The 17195-nt window shown below is 41.0% G+C and carries 13 protein-coding genes and 1 tRNA gene; 4 read left to right on the forward strand and 10 right to left on the reverse strand.

The annotated features are described in order from the left end of the window. Position 1 precedes the first annotated feature (1 nt). The 4 genes from ruvA to mutS form a co-directional block, all read right to left on the reverse strand. Positions 2-610, reverse strand: coding sequence for a Holliday junction branch migration protein RuvA (ruvA, locus tag HMPREF9243_RS06490; RefSeq protein WP_041706144.1), 609 nt, complete (start codon positions 608-610; stop codon positions 2-4). Between the two features lie 12 nt (positions 611-622). Continuing rightward, positions 623-1060: a peptide-methionine (R)-S-oxide reductase MsrB gene (gene msrB / locus HMPREF9243_RS06495; RefSeq protein WP_013668696.1), complete on the reverse strand. Its 438-nt coding sequence runs from the start codon at positions 1058-1060 to the stop codon at positions 623-625. Positions 1061-1122: 62 nt separating this feature from the next. After that, positions 1123-3021, reverse strand: a complete 1899-nt coding sequence (gene mutL, locus HMPREF9243_RS06500) for a DNA mismatch repair endonuclease MutL (RefSeq protein WP_013668991.1) — start codon at positions 3019-3021, stop codon at positions 1123-1125. Position 3022: 1 nt separating this feature from the next. Beyond that, complete coding sequence (mutS, locus tag HMPREF9243_RS06505; RefSeq protein WP_013669389.1) at positions 3023-5590, reverse strand: DNA mismatch repair protein MutS; 2568 nt, start codon at positions 5588-5590, stop codon at positions 3023-3025. 147 nt (positions 5591-5737) lie between these two features. Here mutS and HMPREF9243_RS06510 point away from each other — a divergent pair, with 147 nt between their 5' ends. From HMPREF9243_RS06510 to HMPREF9243_RS06520, 3 genes are all read left to right on the forward strand, one after another. Beyond that, positions 5738-6364 (forward strand): histidine phosphatase family protein, encoded by a 627-nt coding sequence (locus HMPREF9243_RS06510; protein WP_013668625.1) that lies wholly within the window; start codon positions 5738-5740, stop codon positions 6362-6364. Between the two features lie 31 nt (positions 6365-6395). Beyond that, positions 6396-6483 (forward strand) — tRNA-Ser (locus HMPREF9243_RS06515). Between the two features lie 260 nt (positions 6484-6743). Then, positions 6744-8024 carry an ISL3 family transposase gene (locus tag HMPREF9243_RS06520; RefSeq protein ID WP_013669166.1) on the forward strand — a complete coding sequence of 427 codons (1281 nt, stop codon included), beginning with the start codon at positions 6744-6746 and terminating at the stop codon, positions 8022-8024. Positions 8025-8649: 625 nt separating this feature from the next. Here HMPREF9243_RS06520 and HMPREF9243_RS06525 read toward each other — a convergent pair. The 6 genes from HMPREF9243_RS06525 to HMPREF9243_RS06550 form a co-directional block, all read right to left on the reverse strand. Continuing rightward, on the reverse strand, positions 8650-8883 hold the full coding sequence (locus HMPREF9243_RS06525; protein ID WP_013669771.1) for an LPXTG cell wall anchor domain-containing protein: 234 nt from the start codon (positions 8881-8883) through the stop codon (positions 8650-8652). 299 nt (positions 8884-9182) lie between these two features. Then, on the reverse strand, positions 9183-10754 hold the full coding sequence (gene rny / locus HMPREF9243_RS06530) for a ribonuclease Y (RefSeq protein WP_013669186.1): 1572 nt from the start codon (positions 10752-10754) through the stop codon (positions 9183-9185). Between the two features lie 284 nt (positions 10755-11038). Beyond that, positions 11039-12154, reverse strand: a complete 1116-nt coding sequence (recA, locus tag HMPREF9243_RS06535; protein ID WP_013669682.1) for a recombinase RecA — start codon at positions 12152-12154, stop codon at positions 11039-11041. 81 nt (positions 12155-12235) lie between these two features. Further along, the gene (locus tag HMPREF9243_RS06540; RefSeq protein ID WP_013669019.1) at positions 12236-13474 is read right to left on the reverse strand and encodes a competence/damage-inducible protein A; all 1239 of its coding nucleotides are present in this window, start codon (positions 13472-13474) and stop codon (positions 12236-12238) included. Positions 13475-13525: 51 nt separating this feature from the next. Next, positions 13526-14104, reverse strand: coding sequence for a CDP-diacylglycerol--glycerol-3-phosphate 3-phosphatidyltransferase (gene pgsA / locus HMPREF9243_RS06545; RefSeq protein WP_013668694.1), 579 nt, complete (start codon positions 14102-14104; stop codon positions 13526-13528). A 245-nt stretch (positions 14105-14349) separates the two neighbouring features. Beyond that, positions 14350-16557, reverse strand: coding sequence for a DNA translocase FtsK (locus tag HMPREF9243_RS06550; RefSeq protein ID WP_231286949.1), 2208 nt, complete (start codon positions 16555-16557; stop codon positions 14350-14352). 300 nt (positions 16558-16857) lie between these two features. Between HMPREF9243_RS06550 and HMPREF9243_RS06555 the strand changes: the two genes are divergently transcribed. Then, positions 16858-17136, forward strand: a complete 279-nt coding sequence (locus HMPREF9243_RS06555; RefSeq protein WP_013668490.1) for an acylphosphatase — start codon at positions 16858-16860, stop codon at positions 17134-17136. Positions 17137-17195: the final 59 nt, after the last annotated feature.

Below are 17195 nucleotides of genomic sequence, written 5' to 3' on the forward strand. Positions count from 1 at the left end.
CTTATTTTAAGGTAATATATCTTAAGGCGACCCGAATAGCATCTGCGGTGTTATCGACCTCTGAAAAATCGCCTTTTTTGATCACTTGGTCGATCTCCCGCTTAGCGTAACCAAGACTGTTTAGGGCTGCTTCTAATTCAATCATCATCTGACTTGACTCTGATTGATCAGAAATGACTTCTTGGTCAGCAGGAAGCGCTTCGGATTTAAGGCGGCTGAGCTTACTTTGTAAGTCTAAGATGATCTGTTGAGCAGTTTTTTTACCAACGCCGGGAAACTTGGTTAAGAATTTGACATTTTCCGATTCAATCGCTGCAATAAAGCCGGCTTGGTCACCATAAGCTAAAATTGATAAAGCACTCTTAGGCCCGATTCCCGAAACACTTATCAATTGTAAAAAGAGTTGTTTCTCGGCCTGATCAAAAAAGCCATACAGGCGTATGGCATCCTGGCTAACCGCTTGGTAGAGCCAAACTTGCACCTGTTGGCCTTTTTGATCACTTAAGCGATAAGGATTTGGAAAATAAATATAATAGGCAAGTCCCGCCGTTTCAACGACTACCGCTTCACTAGTTAAATCAACAAGTAATCCCTTGATATATTGGTACATCACTCAACCTCATTACTCCACATATTTTTTGTAGTCACTATAGCCAGCTTGGTCCATTTCTTCATAGGGAATAAATTTTAAAGCAGCAGAATTAATACAGTATCTTAACCCCCCTGCTTCACTTGGACCATCAGTAAAGACATGTCCCAAATGAGAGTCTGCTGCTTGACTTCGTACTTCAGTACGAACCATGCCATGTGAAGTATCTTGGTGCTCGTTAACAACATCCTCTTCAATAGGTTGGGTAAAAGCTGGCCAACCACAACCAGAATTGTATTTTTTACTGGAAGAGAATAAGGGTTTTCCATCCACAATATCTACGTAAATTCCCTTTTCAAAAAATTCATCATAGTCACCTGAAAAAGGACGTTCAGTGGCTTGATTTTGAGTCACTTCATAAGCTAAGTCACTAAGTTCTTTTAAACGAGCGGTTTTTTCTTCTTGATTCATAGCAGTCTCTCCTCTTTCTTTAATTTGCTTTATTTTATCATAACTAGCAGATAATCCCTATATTATTGATTCTTAGGACTTTCATGGGCATCTTGAATCCGTTTGAAGCTGCGTTCGATTTCATAATTAGAATAATGGATTAAAACGGGACGTCCGTGGGGACAATTATAAGGGTTCTCACAGTAAGTCAGGTCATCTAACAATTGCCGGGCTTGACGATCATCTAAATAATGGTTAGCTTTTATCGAAAACCGGCAAGACATCATAATAGCGGTTTTTTCCCGGTAGGTATTGACCGAAAAATCTTTATTTTCAATGGCTAGTTGGATCATGGAATCAATGTGTTCTTGGACCTGGTCACTCCCCATCCAAGCGGGATGGTAGTTGACTAAAAATTGATTGGGGCCAAATTCTTCAATGCCAATCCCCATAGCCCGTATCCGATCTAAGACTTGTCTGACATCATGACTTTCTGATGAGGGATAGTCTAAAACTAAAGGAACCAGTAATTCCTGGCTAGCTGTATCCATATCACCGATAGCTTCGCGGAAGTATTCATATTTAATCCGTTCTTGAGCCGCATGCTGGTCAACTAAATACATCCCGGTTTCATCGGAACAGACCAAATAAGAAGCCTGTAATTGGCCGACATAGTCCAGTTGAGGGAAGCTTGGATTCCTCTGACCTTGGACTTGCCCCTCTTCATGATTAGGGCTAGCTGGCTTAAGATCACTAGGTGTGGTTGTGCTTGGTGGGAAACTTGCTCTATGAGCGCCCTTCCCTTGGTCAGCTGTCTGGGTTTCCGCTTGCCAGTCTTTGCCATGGTCTGTTTCCTTAACTAGGAAAGCTTCATTCTCAGCTGGCTCTACTTGATTTTTAAAATCAAAACGCAGTTGCTGGCTATCTTCTTGACTTTTTAGATCAATGCTGGCTTGGTGGTTAGCTGTCTCAGTAATCTCTTTCTTACCTATATCGGGGATCCTTCTTAGGGGAGATAGTCTCTCCTGAACACTGCTTTGGATGAGGTCGTAAAGTTCTTCTTCCTTACTAATGCGAATCTCTTGTTTGGTTGGATGGACATTAACATCAAGTAATTGGGCATCTGTAGAAATATTAAGGACAGCTATGGGATAACGGCCAATCATTAACTTAGAAGCGTAACCCTTGATAATTGACTGACTGAGGACATAGTTTTTGATATAGCGGCCGTTAACAAATAGGGACATATAATTGCGTGAGGCCCGGGTAAGTTCTGGTTTAGAAATATAACCGCTGAGTTGAAAATCATGGTCCTCATTCTCAATCGCTAACATGTCTTGAGCCTGTTTAAAACCGTAAACTGCAGCGATAACTTCTTGGAGCCGGCCCTTGCCATTGGTCTTTAGTAGTTTCCTGCCATCATGAGTATAAGTAAACCGTATATCAGGGCGGGCCATGGCTAAACGGTTCACGACATCCGTAATATGAGAAAGTTCGGTACTTAATTGCTTAATGTGCTTTAAGCGGGCTGGGGTATTATAGAATAAATTTTCTACTCGGATGGTTGTTCCTTGCCGTAAATGCGAAGGACGATACTCTACTTCATCGCCCCCAATTAAGCTGATAGAGGAGCCCTCTTTTCCATCACTGGTTTCCAGCGAAACTTCAGCCACTGAGGCGATCGAGGGTAAGGCTTCACCTCGAAAGCCCAAGGTTTTGATCCGAAAGAGGTCTCGTGAATGATAGATTTTACTGGTAGCATGGCGTTTAAAGGCCAACTTCACATCTTCCCCACTCATTCCTAAACCATTATCAATGACTTGGATGCTCTTCAAACCAGCCTCTTCGACTTTGATATCGATACTGGTTGCCTGGGCATCAATCGCATTTTCTAAGAGTTCTTTTACCACGGAAGCTGGCCTTTCGACCACTTCCCCAGCGGCAATCTGATTAGCAACTTGTTCAGGAAGTTCGTGGATCATCCTAATCCTCCTCGCTTAGTTTCCTCTGTAATTGGTTCAATAATTCTAAGGCTTCAATAGGTGATAAATGATTAATATCGACAGCATCTAGCTGGTCTAAGACATAATCTTCACTAGCTTTCTTTTGATTGAAATTTTCTTGGTCAGTGAAGAGATTAAGCTGCTTAGGCTCTGCCCCTTTAGCGGCTTCACTCTCCAAGTCAGATAAAATATTAGCTGCATTGGCTAATAAGCTCTTAGGTAAGCCAGCCAGCTTAGCAACATGAATCCCATAACTCTTATCTGCCGGGCCATCATAAACCTTATGAAGAAAGACCACTTCACCATCTTTTTCAATGGCGCCGACATGAATATTCTTAAGGGCCGGTAAATGATTATCCAAATCAGTCAGTTCATGGTAATGGGTTGAAAAGAGCACCTTCGCCTTAAGATGGTCGTTTAAATACTCTAAAATAGCTTGGGCTAAGGCAATGCCATCATAAGTCGAAGTCCCCCGCCCAATTTCATCAAAGAGTAACAAAGATCGGTCAGTCGCATGTTGAATAGCCTGGTTAGCTTCCATCATTTCGACCATAAAGGTACTCTGTCCCGCTTGCAGGTCATCAGTTGCCCCAATCCGAGTAAAGATCTGGTCAAAAATAGGTAGGGTTGCTTGACTCGCGGGCACAAAACTTCCCATTTGCGCCATGATCACGGTAAGCCCCAGTTGGCGCATGTAAGTGGATTTTCCTGACATATTTGGGCCAGTAATTAATAGAATGCAAGTGTCTTTATCCATGATGATGTCATTAGGAACAAAATCATCTCGGCCTAGGGTCTCTTCAACCACTGGGTGGCGGGAATCTTTAAGCAATAAGGCCCGGTCTTCTCTACTAAAATGAGGACGCACATACTGGTTTTGTTCGCTAATTTCCGCTAGGGACTGGATCACGTCCACCTGGGCAACAGCCTGGGCGATGGCTTGTAGGTCTTTTTGGTAGACTTTTATCTTTTCTCTCACCCCAAGGAAAAGCTCATATTCCAGGTCAACTGATTTTTCCTGAGCTTCCAAGATCCGATATTCCATTTCCTTTAGTTCTGGGGTAATAAAACGTTCAGCATTAGTTAGGGTTTGCTTTCTCTCATAACGACCTTCTGGTAAAAGATGAAGGTTAGCCTTAGTTACCTCGATATAATAACCAAAAACCTTATTATAGCCAATTTTTAAAGATTTAATCCCGGTCGCTTCACGCTCCTTGGCTTGCAGGTTAGCAATCCATTCTGATCCGTGGCGAATCGCCTGACGATAGTCATCCAGCTGATCACTAAAGCCATCCCTAATAATGCCACCTTCAGTAATCGATATATTAGCTTCCGGATCAATAGCGCTTTCGATGGTTTCAACCACTTCTGGTAGGGCTGCCAGGCTGTTAAGGAGCTTGTTCCAAACACCGGTTTCTTGTCTATCACTTGGATTATCTTGGATAGCTTGTAAATTTTCAGAGACTTGGGGAACCTTTTTCAAGGAATTCATCAATTGCAGGAGCTCGCGGGCATTGACCTGCCCCATTGAGATCTTAGCCACTAAGCGCTCTAAATCGTAGACCCCAGAGAGATTTTCTTGGATATTGCGCCGTTCAAAGAAGGCGTCGATCAAGGATTCTACTTGGTCTAGGCGCTCTTCAATCGTTGCTTGGATAATAAGAGGCCGGTCCAGCCACTGTCTTAGCAAACGTCCGCCCATGGCGGTTTTAGTCTCATCGAGAAAATGCAGTAAACTTCCTGAACGTTTCTGAGTTCGAATGGATTCGGTTAATTCTAAATTGCGTTTAGCAAAATAGTCCATATGCAAGTAATAGTCTAACTCATAGGACTCCGCTTGGCGCCAGTGGTTAACCATACGAAACTGGGTACTATAAACATAGGCCATCAATACCCGCAAAGCCTTAAGCTCAATACGATGCTTAATATTTTGAGTAATTTTTTCAAAGGCAGTTTCCGGTAATTGATCGAGGGTTTTACGATTAATATAGGAAGCGGTGAAAGGAAAGAGCTGCTCGAGTTGGGCCAAGTCTTCTTCACGCAGTTCATGGTAAAAGACAACTTCCTTGGCTTGAATTTGTGAGAATTCTGTTAACAACATTTCAAAAGCAGACATATGGGTCACTTTCAGCTCGCCTGTTGAAATATCAGTATAAGCTAAAGCATAGGCGCCTTCTTGATGTATAATCGCACAAATAAAGACATTTTCCTTATCGCTAGAATTGTAATAAGTCCCCGGGGTAATCACCTTGATCACCTGGCGGTCCACCATGCCCTTGGCTTGTTTAGGGTCTTCCATTTGTTCAGCGATGGCTACCTTATAACCTTGGTTGACTAGGGTTTTCACATATTCGTCCGCTGAATGATAGGGAACACCGCACATGGGAATGGGATCATCCGCATTCCGATTTCGACTCGTTAGGGTAATTTCTAATATCTGTGCCGCTTTTTTGGCGTCATCATCAAACATTTCATAAAAATCGCCCAGCCTAAAAAATAAAAAGGCATCGGGATATTGATCTTTGATCTGATAGTATTGCTCCATCATTGGTGTTTTTTCTTCGCCATTGTTTACATCCTTTAATCTTAACTTTTTACAATCCTATCTATTCTAACACAGAAAAGCAAAGGGTGAAATTCACAGCTTTAATAATTCGTGATAAAATAAAAGCTAAAAAAAGGAAAGGAATTAATCATGTTAAAGCACTTATATCTCATGCGCCACGGCGAAACGGAATTTAATTTGGAGAACCGCGTACAGGGCTGGTGTGATTCCCCTTTAACTGAAAAAGGCATCCGACAAGCCGAGCTGGCTAGAGATATGCTAAGAGAACGGGAAATCACTTTTACCCATGGCTACAGCTCACCACTTGATCGAGCGATTACGACTCTAAAACACGCTATTCCTAATCCCATGCCCACAGAAACAGTCCCCGGCTTAAAGGAATGGGGCTTCGGTTCACTAGAAGGGCAATCTCGCGACCTCATGCCTAAACCTCTCTCAGCACCTAAAACGGATGATTACTATTGTCAATATGGTGGTGAGAGAGCTAGCGAAGTCTGTCAACGCATTAACCATAGCCTCCAAGCCATCATGACAAAAGAGGATAGCCAGCAAGTCTTAGCAGTCGCTCATGGGGCTGTTATCTACCAATTTGTAAAAGATTTCCTTCCTGAGCCAGCCTCAGGAATTGGCAACTGCGAAATCTTTCACTTTGTTTACGATTTCAACACCTTCACTTTTATAGAAAATATGAAGCCTTATCGGGAGATGGCCGTGTCTGGTGAAAATTTATTTGCAAAATCGGACAAAACGTTATAAGATATACTTTGTTGCTAACTTAGTTTAGCCGGGAGAAGTAGCGAAGAGGCCGTAACGCGCTTGACTCGAAATCAAGTTGTCGGGAAACCGGCACGTGGGTTCGAATCCCACCTTCTCCGTAGTCAAATTTTCAAAAATACCCAATAACCCCCAATTGTTGTTAAATCAGCGTTTCTAAGGGTTTCGATTTCCTAACAATTTTTAATAATCGCCAACTTTTACCCAAAAATATATAACTTTTTTACATCAAAAATAGGTTCTATAATATTTGGTGTTGATGGGAGCCAACGGCTCTTCATTGGCACCATTTTTTGATACACAAAAAGCCATGGAAGGCCTATACTGAAAATACAATCCAAAACACAGAAAGGCGGATTCCATGACTCAATCTAATTGTATACAAAATCTCTTTAATATAAAAGATGAAAATATTGAAATTGAAGATAAAGTAGTGGAGGAAAAGAAAAATAATATCATTCATAAGGTTATTTTTGGAACCTTAACTAACCATCCTTCTCACTGTTCCCATTGCGGACATATCAACGAATCACAAGCTGATATCGTTAAAAATGGATTTTATTCAAGCGATATCTTACTAACGACCATTAATGGAGGTCAACCCGTTACTTTGCGTCTTAAAAAGCAACGTTTCTTTTGTAAGCACTGCCAAAGGACTTTTAATACTGAAACCCCCATAGTGGCAGCTAATTGCTATATTTCTAAAGCGCTAAAAACTGCGATTACTTTTGCTCTTAGTGAAACGATAGCGATGACTCTTATCGGTAAACAACACAATGTTTCTGTATCGACGGTGATTCGTCTTCTAGAAGAAAGAGGGAAAGCATTACTACCTAAATTTAATTATTTGCCCCAGTGCCTTTCTTTTGATGAATTTAAATCAGTGAAAAATGTTAGTGGCGCGATGAGCTTTATTTTTATTGATCCCCTAAACCATCGGTTAATTGATATTGTTGAAAATCGACAAAAGAACGAATTAATCCACTACTTTATGCGTTTTTCTTACAAAAGTCGACAAGCTGTCAAAATAGTTACGATTAATATGTATAGCCCTTATATTGAAGTTATCCGCGCTTGTTTCCCTAATGCAAAGATACTATTTGATCGTTTTCACGTTATTCAACATCTTAATCTGGCAATCAACTCCGTACGTATTCAACTGATGAATCATATTCGCTATCAATCACCACGTGATTATCGCAAATTAAAACAGTTATGGAAGTTACCTTTAAAAAATGAATGGGAACTTGACTATAAAAACTTATATACACATCGACTTTTTGACGGTCTCGTTTCAGAACAGATGATTGTCGATTACCTCATCAATTTATCTCCCGAATTGTCACGTACCTATACCTATGTTAATCGCCTAAAATACAGTATTTATACCCATGACATTCAGTCATTTAAAGACTTACTCATTGAAGTCAAGAAGTACACTTTTCCACGTAGAGTACGAACTATTTTTCAAACCTTAGAAAGATATCAAGAAGGTATTTGTGAAGCTTTAACGTATACTTTGTCTAACGGTCCAATAGAAGGAATGAACAATAAAACGAAACTGATCAAGCGCACAGGTTATGGCTACCATCGTTTTGATCATTTAAGAATACGTATAATAATGGCTTCTCGCTTGGTATGAAATGATTTCCAACCTCGTTCACTCACTTTTTCAGAAGCAGCATAATCTTTGTGGTATTTATTCATTATTTATAATATTGCTTTCTCACTCTCTGTCTTCGCCTACGGCGAAAAAATAAGAAACAAGAGGCCTTTTAATCGTACCCTTTTTCACCTATCAGAAGCTATTAAAAAATGCCATACCATTTCTGATATGACATTAATTATAAAAATTCCTATCAACACTATTTGACAGAGAACCCAAAAATATTGCCATGCCAGCACGTAGCGCCCCTCGAGGGTGCTTTTTTTCTATAACTTTTCCCCTTCTTGCCCTATATTGAAAAGCACTTTTAAAATAAGTTGTGACTACTTAAAAATAATTAATTCCAAAATAAATCGTACAAATCTCGTACAAGTTTTTCTCCCCCCCACTATCGGGTTTATAGAAGAGAATGAATGAGCGGTCACCAGAACCGCTTTTTTATTGCGCTTTTTTAGAACTTTGGTCTGCTTTCCCTCAATAGAAGTACACAGCCTCAGTTTTTACATTGTAATATCCTAGAATCACATCCTAAGTTAACAAGCATAATAAAAAGCCCAAGCTCTAATTGAACTTGGACTATAGCTGTCTCAAGGCATGCTAATTATTTGCGACGTTTCAAGACAGTTGCTCCAGCTGCGGCTAAGGCAAGGCCAAAGCCTGTAAAAGATGCAGCAACTACATCAGTTTTAGGTAAAACAGAATGAGTAGCCGGTGCAAAGGTCGCTTTAGCGGTCGAAGATTTTTCTTCCTTAGGAGCTAAGGCTAGGACTTTATCTGTCTTGGTATCTTTATTTTGATTTGCTGTCACTGGATCATTTGTATCAGAAGCAGTCACTAAAAGTTGAAACTTGTGAACCTTCTTCTGCAGTCACTGACTTATCACTATCGCTAGATGGAGCAACAGCTGTAGGAGTTGCTAGTGTAGGTGCTATAGCAGCACTAGGTTGGCTAGTTGGAGTAACAAGCGGAGTGAAATAAATCATAAAAACTAACAATTTAGACCAAGTCACATAAAAAATAAGCGAACCGACCTTTCCAATAGGGATTTATCGATTCGCTTATTATTTCATTCTGGAATTTACTACTCCAGATTTCTTTATTTTTAATCAAAGCTTATTGTATAGCTTAGGTAATTTATCTTGCATAATCCACAGAACGGGATTCACGTATTACCGTCACCTTAATTTGGCCTGGGTAATCCAGTTCGTCTTCAATACGTTTAGAAATATCATGTGACATCTTAACGACACTTAAGTCATCCACCTTTTCGGGGTTAACAATCACACGAATTTCGCGGCCCGCTTGAATAGCGTATGTCTTCTTCACACCACTAAATTCATTAGCTAGGGCTTCTAAACTTCTTAAACGTTGAATATAATTCTCTAATGATTCACTTCGAGCACCGGGACGAGCAGCCGACAAGGCATCAGCGACCTGAACAATAATGGCAATCGCAGAAGCAGATTCGATATCTCCATGGTGGGCCGCAATGGCATTAATAACGATATCATTTTCATTATATTTACGAGCGAGTTCAGTACCAATTTCAACGTGGGTACCTTCCACCTCGTGGTCCACGGCTTTGCCAATATCATGTAATAATCCACTTCGTTTAGCCAGTTGTTCATCTTCGCCGAGTTCACTAGCAATAATACCAGCCAGTTTAGCTACTTCGACACTATGGTTCAAGACATTTTGCCCATAGCTGGTGCGATAGTTTAAACGTCCGACTAACTTGACTAAGTCTGGATGCATATCATGAATACCTAGGTCAAAGGTGGTCTCTTCCCCAGTATCACGAATTTTTGTATCCATTGATTTTCTAGCACGTTCAACCGCTTCCTCAATTTTTGCTGGATGAATACGTCCATCCTTAATTAGATTTTCTAAAGCAATCCGAGCAATTTCTCGACGAATCGGGTCAAAACCACTGAGTACCACCGTTTCTGGAGTGTCATCGATAATTAAATCAATCCCAGTCAAGGCTTCAATGGTTTTAATATTCCGCCCATCTTTACCAATGATACGACCTTTCATATCATCGTTTGGTAAATCGATACGGGTTACCGAAGTATCGGCGACTGTATCGGCAGCAGATGTTTCGATTGCTTGTAAGATAATTGAAGTAGCGAGCTTATGTGCTTGCTCTTTATAGTTTTCTTCTGCATTTCGAATTCGTAAAGCAATTTCATTAGATAAGTTTGCTTCTGTCTCTTTCAAAATCAAAGCCTTGGCATCTTCAGTTGTCATCATAGAAATCCGCTCGATTTCATCTTGACGTTCCTGAACCATTGCTTGGACTTCTTCTTCTTTTTGAGAAACATTTTTTAAGCGATCTTGAATTGATTGCTCTTTAGAAAGCTGATCATTTTCCTTATTGGTAAGAACATTTTCACGCCGGTCAAGATTTTCTTCTCTTTGGAAGAGTCTTTGCTCTTTTTGAGTGATTTCTTGACGGCGATCACTTAATTCGCTTTCTACTTGATTGCGATAATCCTGAGCTTTCTCTTTTGCATCTAAAAGAATTTCTTTTCTTTTAGCTTCAGCATCTTTATTTGCTTGAGCTAAAATTCCTTTTGCAGTATTTTGCGCCTCATTACGTTCTTCTTCTTCAACATTTTGACGTCTTTTGTAACCAATTACTAATCCGACTAAAAGGCCAACAATTAAAGTAACGATAACGAAGGCAATAGTTAAACCATCCATAGTTTCACCTCCGTGTCTATTTAATTGTCTGCTTTTTTAAATAAAAAAATCATAAAATTTCAAATGCAAAGCATTTATTTAAATTTTATATTTTTTTCACATTATTGTCAATTATTCTAGAAGCGCTACCAAAAAATTCTCCTTCTGCTCTGAAAGCAAATATAAGGAAATATTGATAGGATGAGACGCTTATAGGTAATAGATAGAGGTCATAATCTCATTATTTATAAGACTTTTCTAAAGAAAAAACTTGGCTAAGAACACCAAGTTTTTGGAAAAATATTTTATTCTTCATCATCGTTAAATAAATCTAGGGTTTCATTTTCTTCATCACTTGATGAATCGTTTTTGGCTTCTTCATTGGTTGTTTCATCCTCTGAATCGTCATCTTCAACAGCTGGACCAAAACCATACTCTGCTCGAACCTTACTATCAATTTCCTTAAATATGTCAGGGTTTTCGGTGAGATATAGTTTGGCATTCTCGCGTCCTTGGCCAATCCGGTCATCCCCGTAAGAATACCAAGAGCCACTCTTCTTAATGATATCCATGTCAGCAGCTAAATCAACTAATTCACCCGCTTGAGAAATTCCTTGCCCATACATAATATCCACTTCAGCGACCTTAAATGGCGGAGCTACCTTATTTTTTACTACTTTAATCTTAGTGCGGTTACCAATAATATCCTGACCGGATTTGATCCGTTCCCCGCGTCTAACTTCTAGACGAATAGTGGAATAAAATTTTAGGGCCCGTCCCCCTGGAGTGGTTTCTGGGTTACCAAACATGACACCTACTTTTTCACGGATCTGGTTAATAAACATGGCAATGGTTTTCGTCTTATTAATGGAGCCCGATAACTTCCGTAGGGCTTGAGACATCAACCGAGCTTGGAGCCCCACATGGGAGTCCCCCATCTCACCTTCAATTTCAGCCCGTGGAACTAAGGCAGCAACAGAATCGACAACGACAATATCAATCGCACCAGAGGACACTAAGGCATCAGCAATTTCTAGCCCTTGTTCACCAGTATCTGGTTGGGAGAGTAATAGCTCATCAATGTCAACTCCCAAAGCTCTAGCGTATTCAGGGTCTAAGGCGTTCTCAGCATCAATAAAGGCAGCAATTCCACCTTGTTTTTGAACCTCGGCAACAGCATGTAGGGCAACAGTGGTTTTCCCAGAAGATTCTGGACCGTAGACTTCAATAATTCGTCCACGCGGATAACCTCCGACTCCCAGGGCAATATCTAAGGATAAGGAGCCTGACGGAACAGTCGACACCTGAGTATCCGTTGATTCTCCCATCTTCATTATAGCTCCCTTACCAAAGTTTTTTTCAATTTGTTTAAGGGCCTGGTCTAAAGCCTTTTGGCGGTTTGCATCATGTGATGTACTCATTCAATATCCTCCTCGTTTATCTTTCTATCTTAGTCTAACGGCATTAAGTCAAAAAAGCAAGCAAAAACAGAACAAATGTTCTTAGTCCTTTTCTTGGATAAAATCTAACACAGCTTGGTAGATAACCTTTAAACGAATGGCTGAGCGGTTGCCATTAATGTGATAGCGTTTGACCTGGGTAGACTGCCCTCGGCTAGCAAAACCACAATAGACGGTTCCAACTTCTTGACCTTCCATCTTATCAGGACCAGCAACTCCGGTGAAGCTAATGGCATAATCAGCCCCATAGTTTGAGCAGGTTAATTCAGCCATTTGCCGGGCACAAGCCTCGCTAACCATGCCCTCTTGGTCGAGAGTTGCTTGACTTACGCCAATGACATGAGCCTTGGCATATTCACTATAGGAAACGGTTGACCCTTTAAAAATTTTTGAAGAGCCTTCATGGTTGACCAATAAGTGCGCCGCTAGACCACCCGTCAGGCTTTCAGCAAAGGCAATTGTTTTTCCTTCTTGGTTCAAATAATCGAACAAGGCATCCATAGGGAGGTAATTATAACCACTTCCGTAATAATATTCACCAACGAGTTCAAGTATTTCTTCCTGGGTTTGGTCGAGCAGTTTATCTGTAACTGCGTGATTCTCCCCTTGGGCCGTGAGTCTTAAGGTGACTACTGATTTAGAGGCATAAGGAGCGATCGTTGGATTACTTTGTTTAGCGATTAGGTCTTCTAGACGACTAGTTAAGGCCGCTTCCCCAATACCAAAGAAATTTAAAAAGCGGGAAGCTAATACCTGTTTATTGGACAAATGTTCAAAAAGATAAGGCTTGACCTCATTAATAAACATGGGTTCCAATTCATCCGGAAAACCAGGCAGGAAGACATAGAGACAGCCATTTTTATGAATGAGGCTTCCACAGGCTTGCCCCGTTTCATTCTTTAGCGATTGGCCATTTTTGAAAGTCAGGGCCATCTGTAGGTTGTTGGAGGACATGCTTTGATGGCGGTCCTGGTAGTACTGTTTTATCTGCTCTAAACACTCTTGGTCGTAGATAAGCTCTTCATTTAAGTATTCGGCAATTACTTGCTTGGTCAAATCATCCTGGGTCGGTCCAATTCCTCCAGAGTAAATGATCATATCACTACGTGACTCGGCAATCTGAGTTAATTCAACTAAGCGCTCAGGATTGTCCCCCACCACCGTCTCATAGTAGTGTTCAATCCCTAGTTCATTCACTTGTCTGGCGATAAATGGGGCATTGGTATTGACAATTTGTCCCATCAGCATTTCTGTTCCTACTGCGATTATTTCAGCCTTCATTATTTCCTCCACTCTATTATTCCGTACTTACAGCAATTTTTATTGCCTTCTTTAAAAACTATCACTAAAGACTTGCCAATTCTTTTTAAAATAATCATAACCTGAATAGATGGTTGCTAGTAAAGCCAGGTAGAGGCAAAGCTGTCCGAGTGAAAATGGCAAGGCTTGGAAAGGAAAATCGTTCATTAATAATAAAATGATCGCTAACATCTGGGTACAGGTCTTGATTTTTCCTGGCCACTTAGCTGCTAGAACCTCCCCTTCAGTCACGATCAATAGTCTTAAGCCCGTAACAGCCAACTCCCGCATGACAATAATGGCAACAAGCCAAGCTGGCGCCTTGCCTAGAGCAATGAGCTCGATTAGGGCGGTAATGACCAGCATTTTATCCGCTAAGGGGTCGGCAAATTTACCAAAGTTGGTCACTAGGTTATCACGACGAGCAATATAGCCATCCAGCCAATCGGTCAAACTCGCTACGGCAAAAATAAGGGCTGCTACAGCGAATTGAATATTCACGCTTTGACTGCCAATGGCCCATGCTCCCCAATCAAAAGGAATTTCTATTAATAAAATAAATAAAGGAATCATCAAAATCCTTAGCATGGTCAGTCGATTAGGTAAATTCATTATGACAATGTCCTCCTTTAGGAAAATATCTCTTACATTATATCACGTTTTAGACAGTCAAAAAGCAATCCGTTCCATTAAAAAAAGTCAAAGAGCGAGTCACCACTAAAGATTCTCTTCTCTTTGACTTATTCATAATGAGGGTGCAACAAGAGCGTTTTAATAAAAAGTGATCTGCACCCGGAGCACATTTTGAATTAGATAGTTGGATTTTGAAAAGAGATTAGGGCCTTTAGCCAGGCCTACTAATCTTCTTGATCTTCTTGTTTTTCAGAAATATTAACCGTGCGCGGCTTACTTCCGTTTTGTTCTGAGACAATGCCGCGTGCCTCCATGTCATCAACTAAGCGGGCGGCACGGTTGTAACCAATGCGAAATTGACGTTGCAACATGGAAATCGAAACCGTTTCGCGGCCCTTGACAAAATCAATAACCTCATCCCACATCTCATCAAGGTCGTCAGCCGCGCTATTCTCATTCTCTTCGCTAGGCATCATCGCCTCACTATAATTAGCCTCTTGCTGGTCTTTAACAAAGTCAACTACGCTTTCAACCTCTTCATCAGTAATGAAAGCCCCTTGTACTCTTAAAGGCTTACCCTCTCCCATGGGCATAAAGAGCATATCACCGCGGCCAAGGAGTTTTTCCGCGCCATTTTGATCGATAATTGTCCGTGAATCAGTCCCACTAGAAACAGCAAAGGCAATCCGGGAAGGGACATTAGCCTTAATGATCCCCGTAATAACATCAACGGACGGCCGTTGGGTAGCTAAAATCATGTGAATACCAGCTGCCCGCGCCATTTGTGCTAAACGGGTGATGGCAGCCTCAACTTCTTTGGAAGCCACCATCATCAAGTCAGCTAATTCATCGACAATAACCACAATATACGGCAGCAAGGCCTGTTTATCATCACTGGTCTCATTATATTCACTCACATGATGGTTATAGCCATCGATATTTCGCTGACCCGTTGCAGCAAATAATTCATAACGCCGCTCCATTTCCTCAACTACCTTATTCAAGGCTTGGGCGGCTTTGCGTGGATTAGTTACTACTGGAGTTAGTAGATGAGGAATACCGTTATAGACGTTTAACTCAACCTTTTTGGGGTCAATCATCATTAATTTCACTTCATTAGGCTTAGCCTTTAATAAAATGGAAACAATCATACCATTGATGCAGACGGATTTACCAGAACCAGTAGATCCCGCAATTAAGAGATGGGGCATTTTCGTTAAGTCCGCCACCCGGGTGTCCCCATAAATTGACCGTCCCAAGGGAACTTCTAGTAACTTCGTATTGGCTGGCTGGTTCTCAAAACTGTCTCTAAAAGAAACCACAGATACCTTTTGATTAGGAACCTCAATACCAATCACTGATTTTCCTGGAATTGGCGCTTCGATCCGGATATCCTTAGCAGCTAAGGCCAAGGCGATGTCGTCAGCTAAGTTGGTAATTTTAGATACCTTGGTACCGACTGCCGGTTCAATTTCATACTTGGTAACTGCCGGACCTAAATTCGCCTTAGTCACCTTGGCATCCACATTAAAGCTGGCTAAGGTCTTTTCCAAAGTTTTGATGTTTTCTTTAATAATGTGGTACTCACTACTTTGATCCGTGTGGTGAATTGGATTTAAGAGGCTGACTGGAGGGAGTTTATAATCTGGATTTTCTTCTTCGGCCTCGATAGTTAAATCAGATAAATCTTCTCCATCATCCTCTTCGTCGATATCCAGGCTTAATTGGCTGGCTTGGTCTTGGCTTTGACTTGCCTTTTCCTGGTCAAGGGCTGATGCTTCTTCTGATTCTACTAAGTTTTGGTAGTTGGGCCCTACAATTTCCACAGCGGATTCTTGATTTTTGTCGTCATCAAGCCTGACTTCATTATTATCATCTTCCTCTTCAGCTAGCTTAGGGGAATGATTTTTCGCTGGAATTTCTGGCTGACTTTCCTTACCCTTATTCGCCTTGGCTTCTTTACGCTTAGCAGATTTCTCCTTAGTAGCATTTATAAAGCTTTGTTGCCACTGCACCGCCATTTGAAACAGATTTTGAACACTAGAAATCATTTCTTGACCGGATATATTTAGGCAGTAAGCCAGCCAAGCTAAAGCAGCTAGCAAAATAAGTAAATAAGTTCCCCATTGGCTGAGGATAAAGTAACTCACTTTATAGAGACCAGCGCCCATGATACCGCCACCAACATCGGGCTGAAAATTTCCCTTAAAACCTGCCAAAAAGTGATTTAAACTAACGGCAAATAGAGATTTCCCCTTGGCCATGACTTCTTTAAACTGGATCGCATGGCAGAGTAAAGCCAAAATGGGGACGGCTAATAGCAGAGAACTGTAAGGGCGTTTGCGCCAATTTGGCCCTTGATTGGTTAACAAATAAGCAAGGGCGGTAATTGCCACCAGGAAGAATCCCAATAGATAAAGCTCTCCCACCATAAAGCGCATGCTGGCTTTAACAATTCGACCTAAAAAGCCCAGTTGAAAACTCCCTAGCCCGGTTAAAATTAAAATAAAAAAGCGATAATCGCTTGTTGGTAAGTATTATTTGTTTTTTTCTTTGAACGTGTTTTTCTTTTTGCCATAGTTCCTCCCGACTCATCTCTTCTTAAGTCAATCAGTCTTCATTATATAATATCCCTTCATTTTTTTAAAGCTGGGTCTTGGCGGGCCTCTCCATAGAATCAATCAATTTAATTAGCGGGATTATGTTAAAATAAAGCAATAGGAGATGATCATATGCTAACCAGTAAAATACAAGTTCAAGGCCGGGTACAAGGCGTCGGCTTTCGCTTTCACGTTACCCGCCTAGCCAATAAACTGCAACTGACCGGTACGGTAAAAAATGAGTCCGATGGCAGTGTGACTATCCAATTACAGGCAAATGAAGCCCAAAGAGAACATTTTATCACAGAGCTCCAAGACCCTAAGAATATCCCTTATGCTAGAATCGATCAGCTTAGTGTCACGGAGGAAAAAGATCTTCCAGCCATGCATGATTTTCACCCCATATATTGAAAAAACAATATTTTTCGCTAAAATTAGGGGCGTTCGACAAATCTATAATTAAGGAGTGC

This window comes from Aerococcus sp. Group 1, assembly GCF_000193205.1.
GTDB lineage: Bacteria > Bacillota > Bacilli > Lactobacillales > Aerococcaceae > Aerococcus > Aerococcus urinae_A.

Coding starts and splice junctions, on each gene's coding strand:
- msrB (WP_013668696.1), bottom strand. CDS start 1,060: ATGAATCAAGAAGAAAAAACCGCTCGTTTAAAAGAACTTAGTGACTTA.
- ruvA (WP_041706144.1), bottom strand. CDS start 610: ATGTACCAATATATCAAGGGATTACTTGTTGATTTAACTAGTGAAGCG.
- HMPREF9243_RS06540 (WP_013669019.1), bottom strand. CDS start 13,474: ATGAAGGCTGAAATAATCGCAGTAGGAACAGAAATGCTGATGGGACAA.
- HMPREF9243_RS06520 (WP_013669166.1), top strand. CDS start 6,744: ATGACTCAATCTAATTGTATACAAAATCTCTTTAATATAAAAGATGAA.
- HMPREF9243_RS06555 (WP_013668490.1), top strand. CDS start 16,858: ATGCTAACCAGTAAAATACAAGTTCAAGGCCGGGTACAAGGCGTCGGC.
- mutS (WP_013669389.1), bottom strand. CDS start 5,590: ATGATGGAGCAATACTATCAGATCAAAGATCAATATCCCGATGCCTTT.
- HMPREF9243_RS06550 (WP_231286949.1), bottom strand. CDS start 16,557: ATGGTGGGAGAGCTTTATCTATTGGGATTCTTCCTGGTGGCAATTACC.
- pgsA (WP_013668694.1), bottom strand. CDS start 14,104: ATGAATTTACCTAATCGACTGACCATGCTAAGGATTTTGATGATTCCT.
- HMPREF9243_RS06510 (WP_013668625.1), top strand. CDS start 5,738: ATGTTAAAGCACTTATATCTCATGCGCCACGGCGAAACGGAATTTAAT.
- recA (WP_013669682.1), bottom strand. CDS start 12,154: ATGAGTACATCACATGATGCAAACCGCCAAAAGGCTTTAGACCAGGCC.
- mutL (WP_013668991.1), bottom strand. CDS start 3,021: ATGATCCACGAACTTCCTGAACAAGTTGCTAATCAGATTGCCGCTGGG.
- rny (WP_013669186.1), bottom strand. CDS start 10,754: ATGGATGGTTTAACTATTGCCTTCGTTATCGTTACTTTAATTGTTGGC.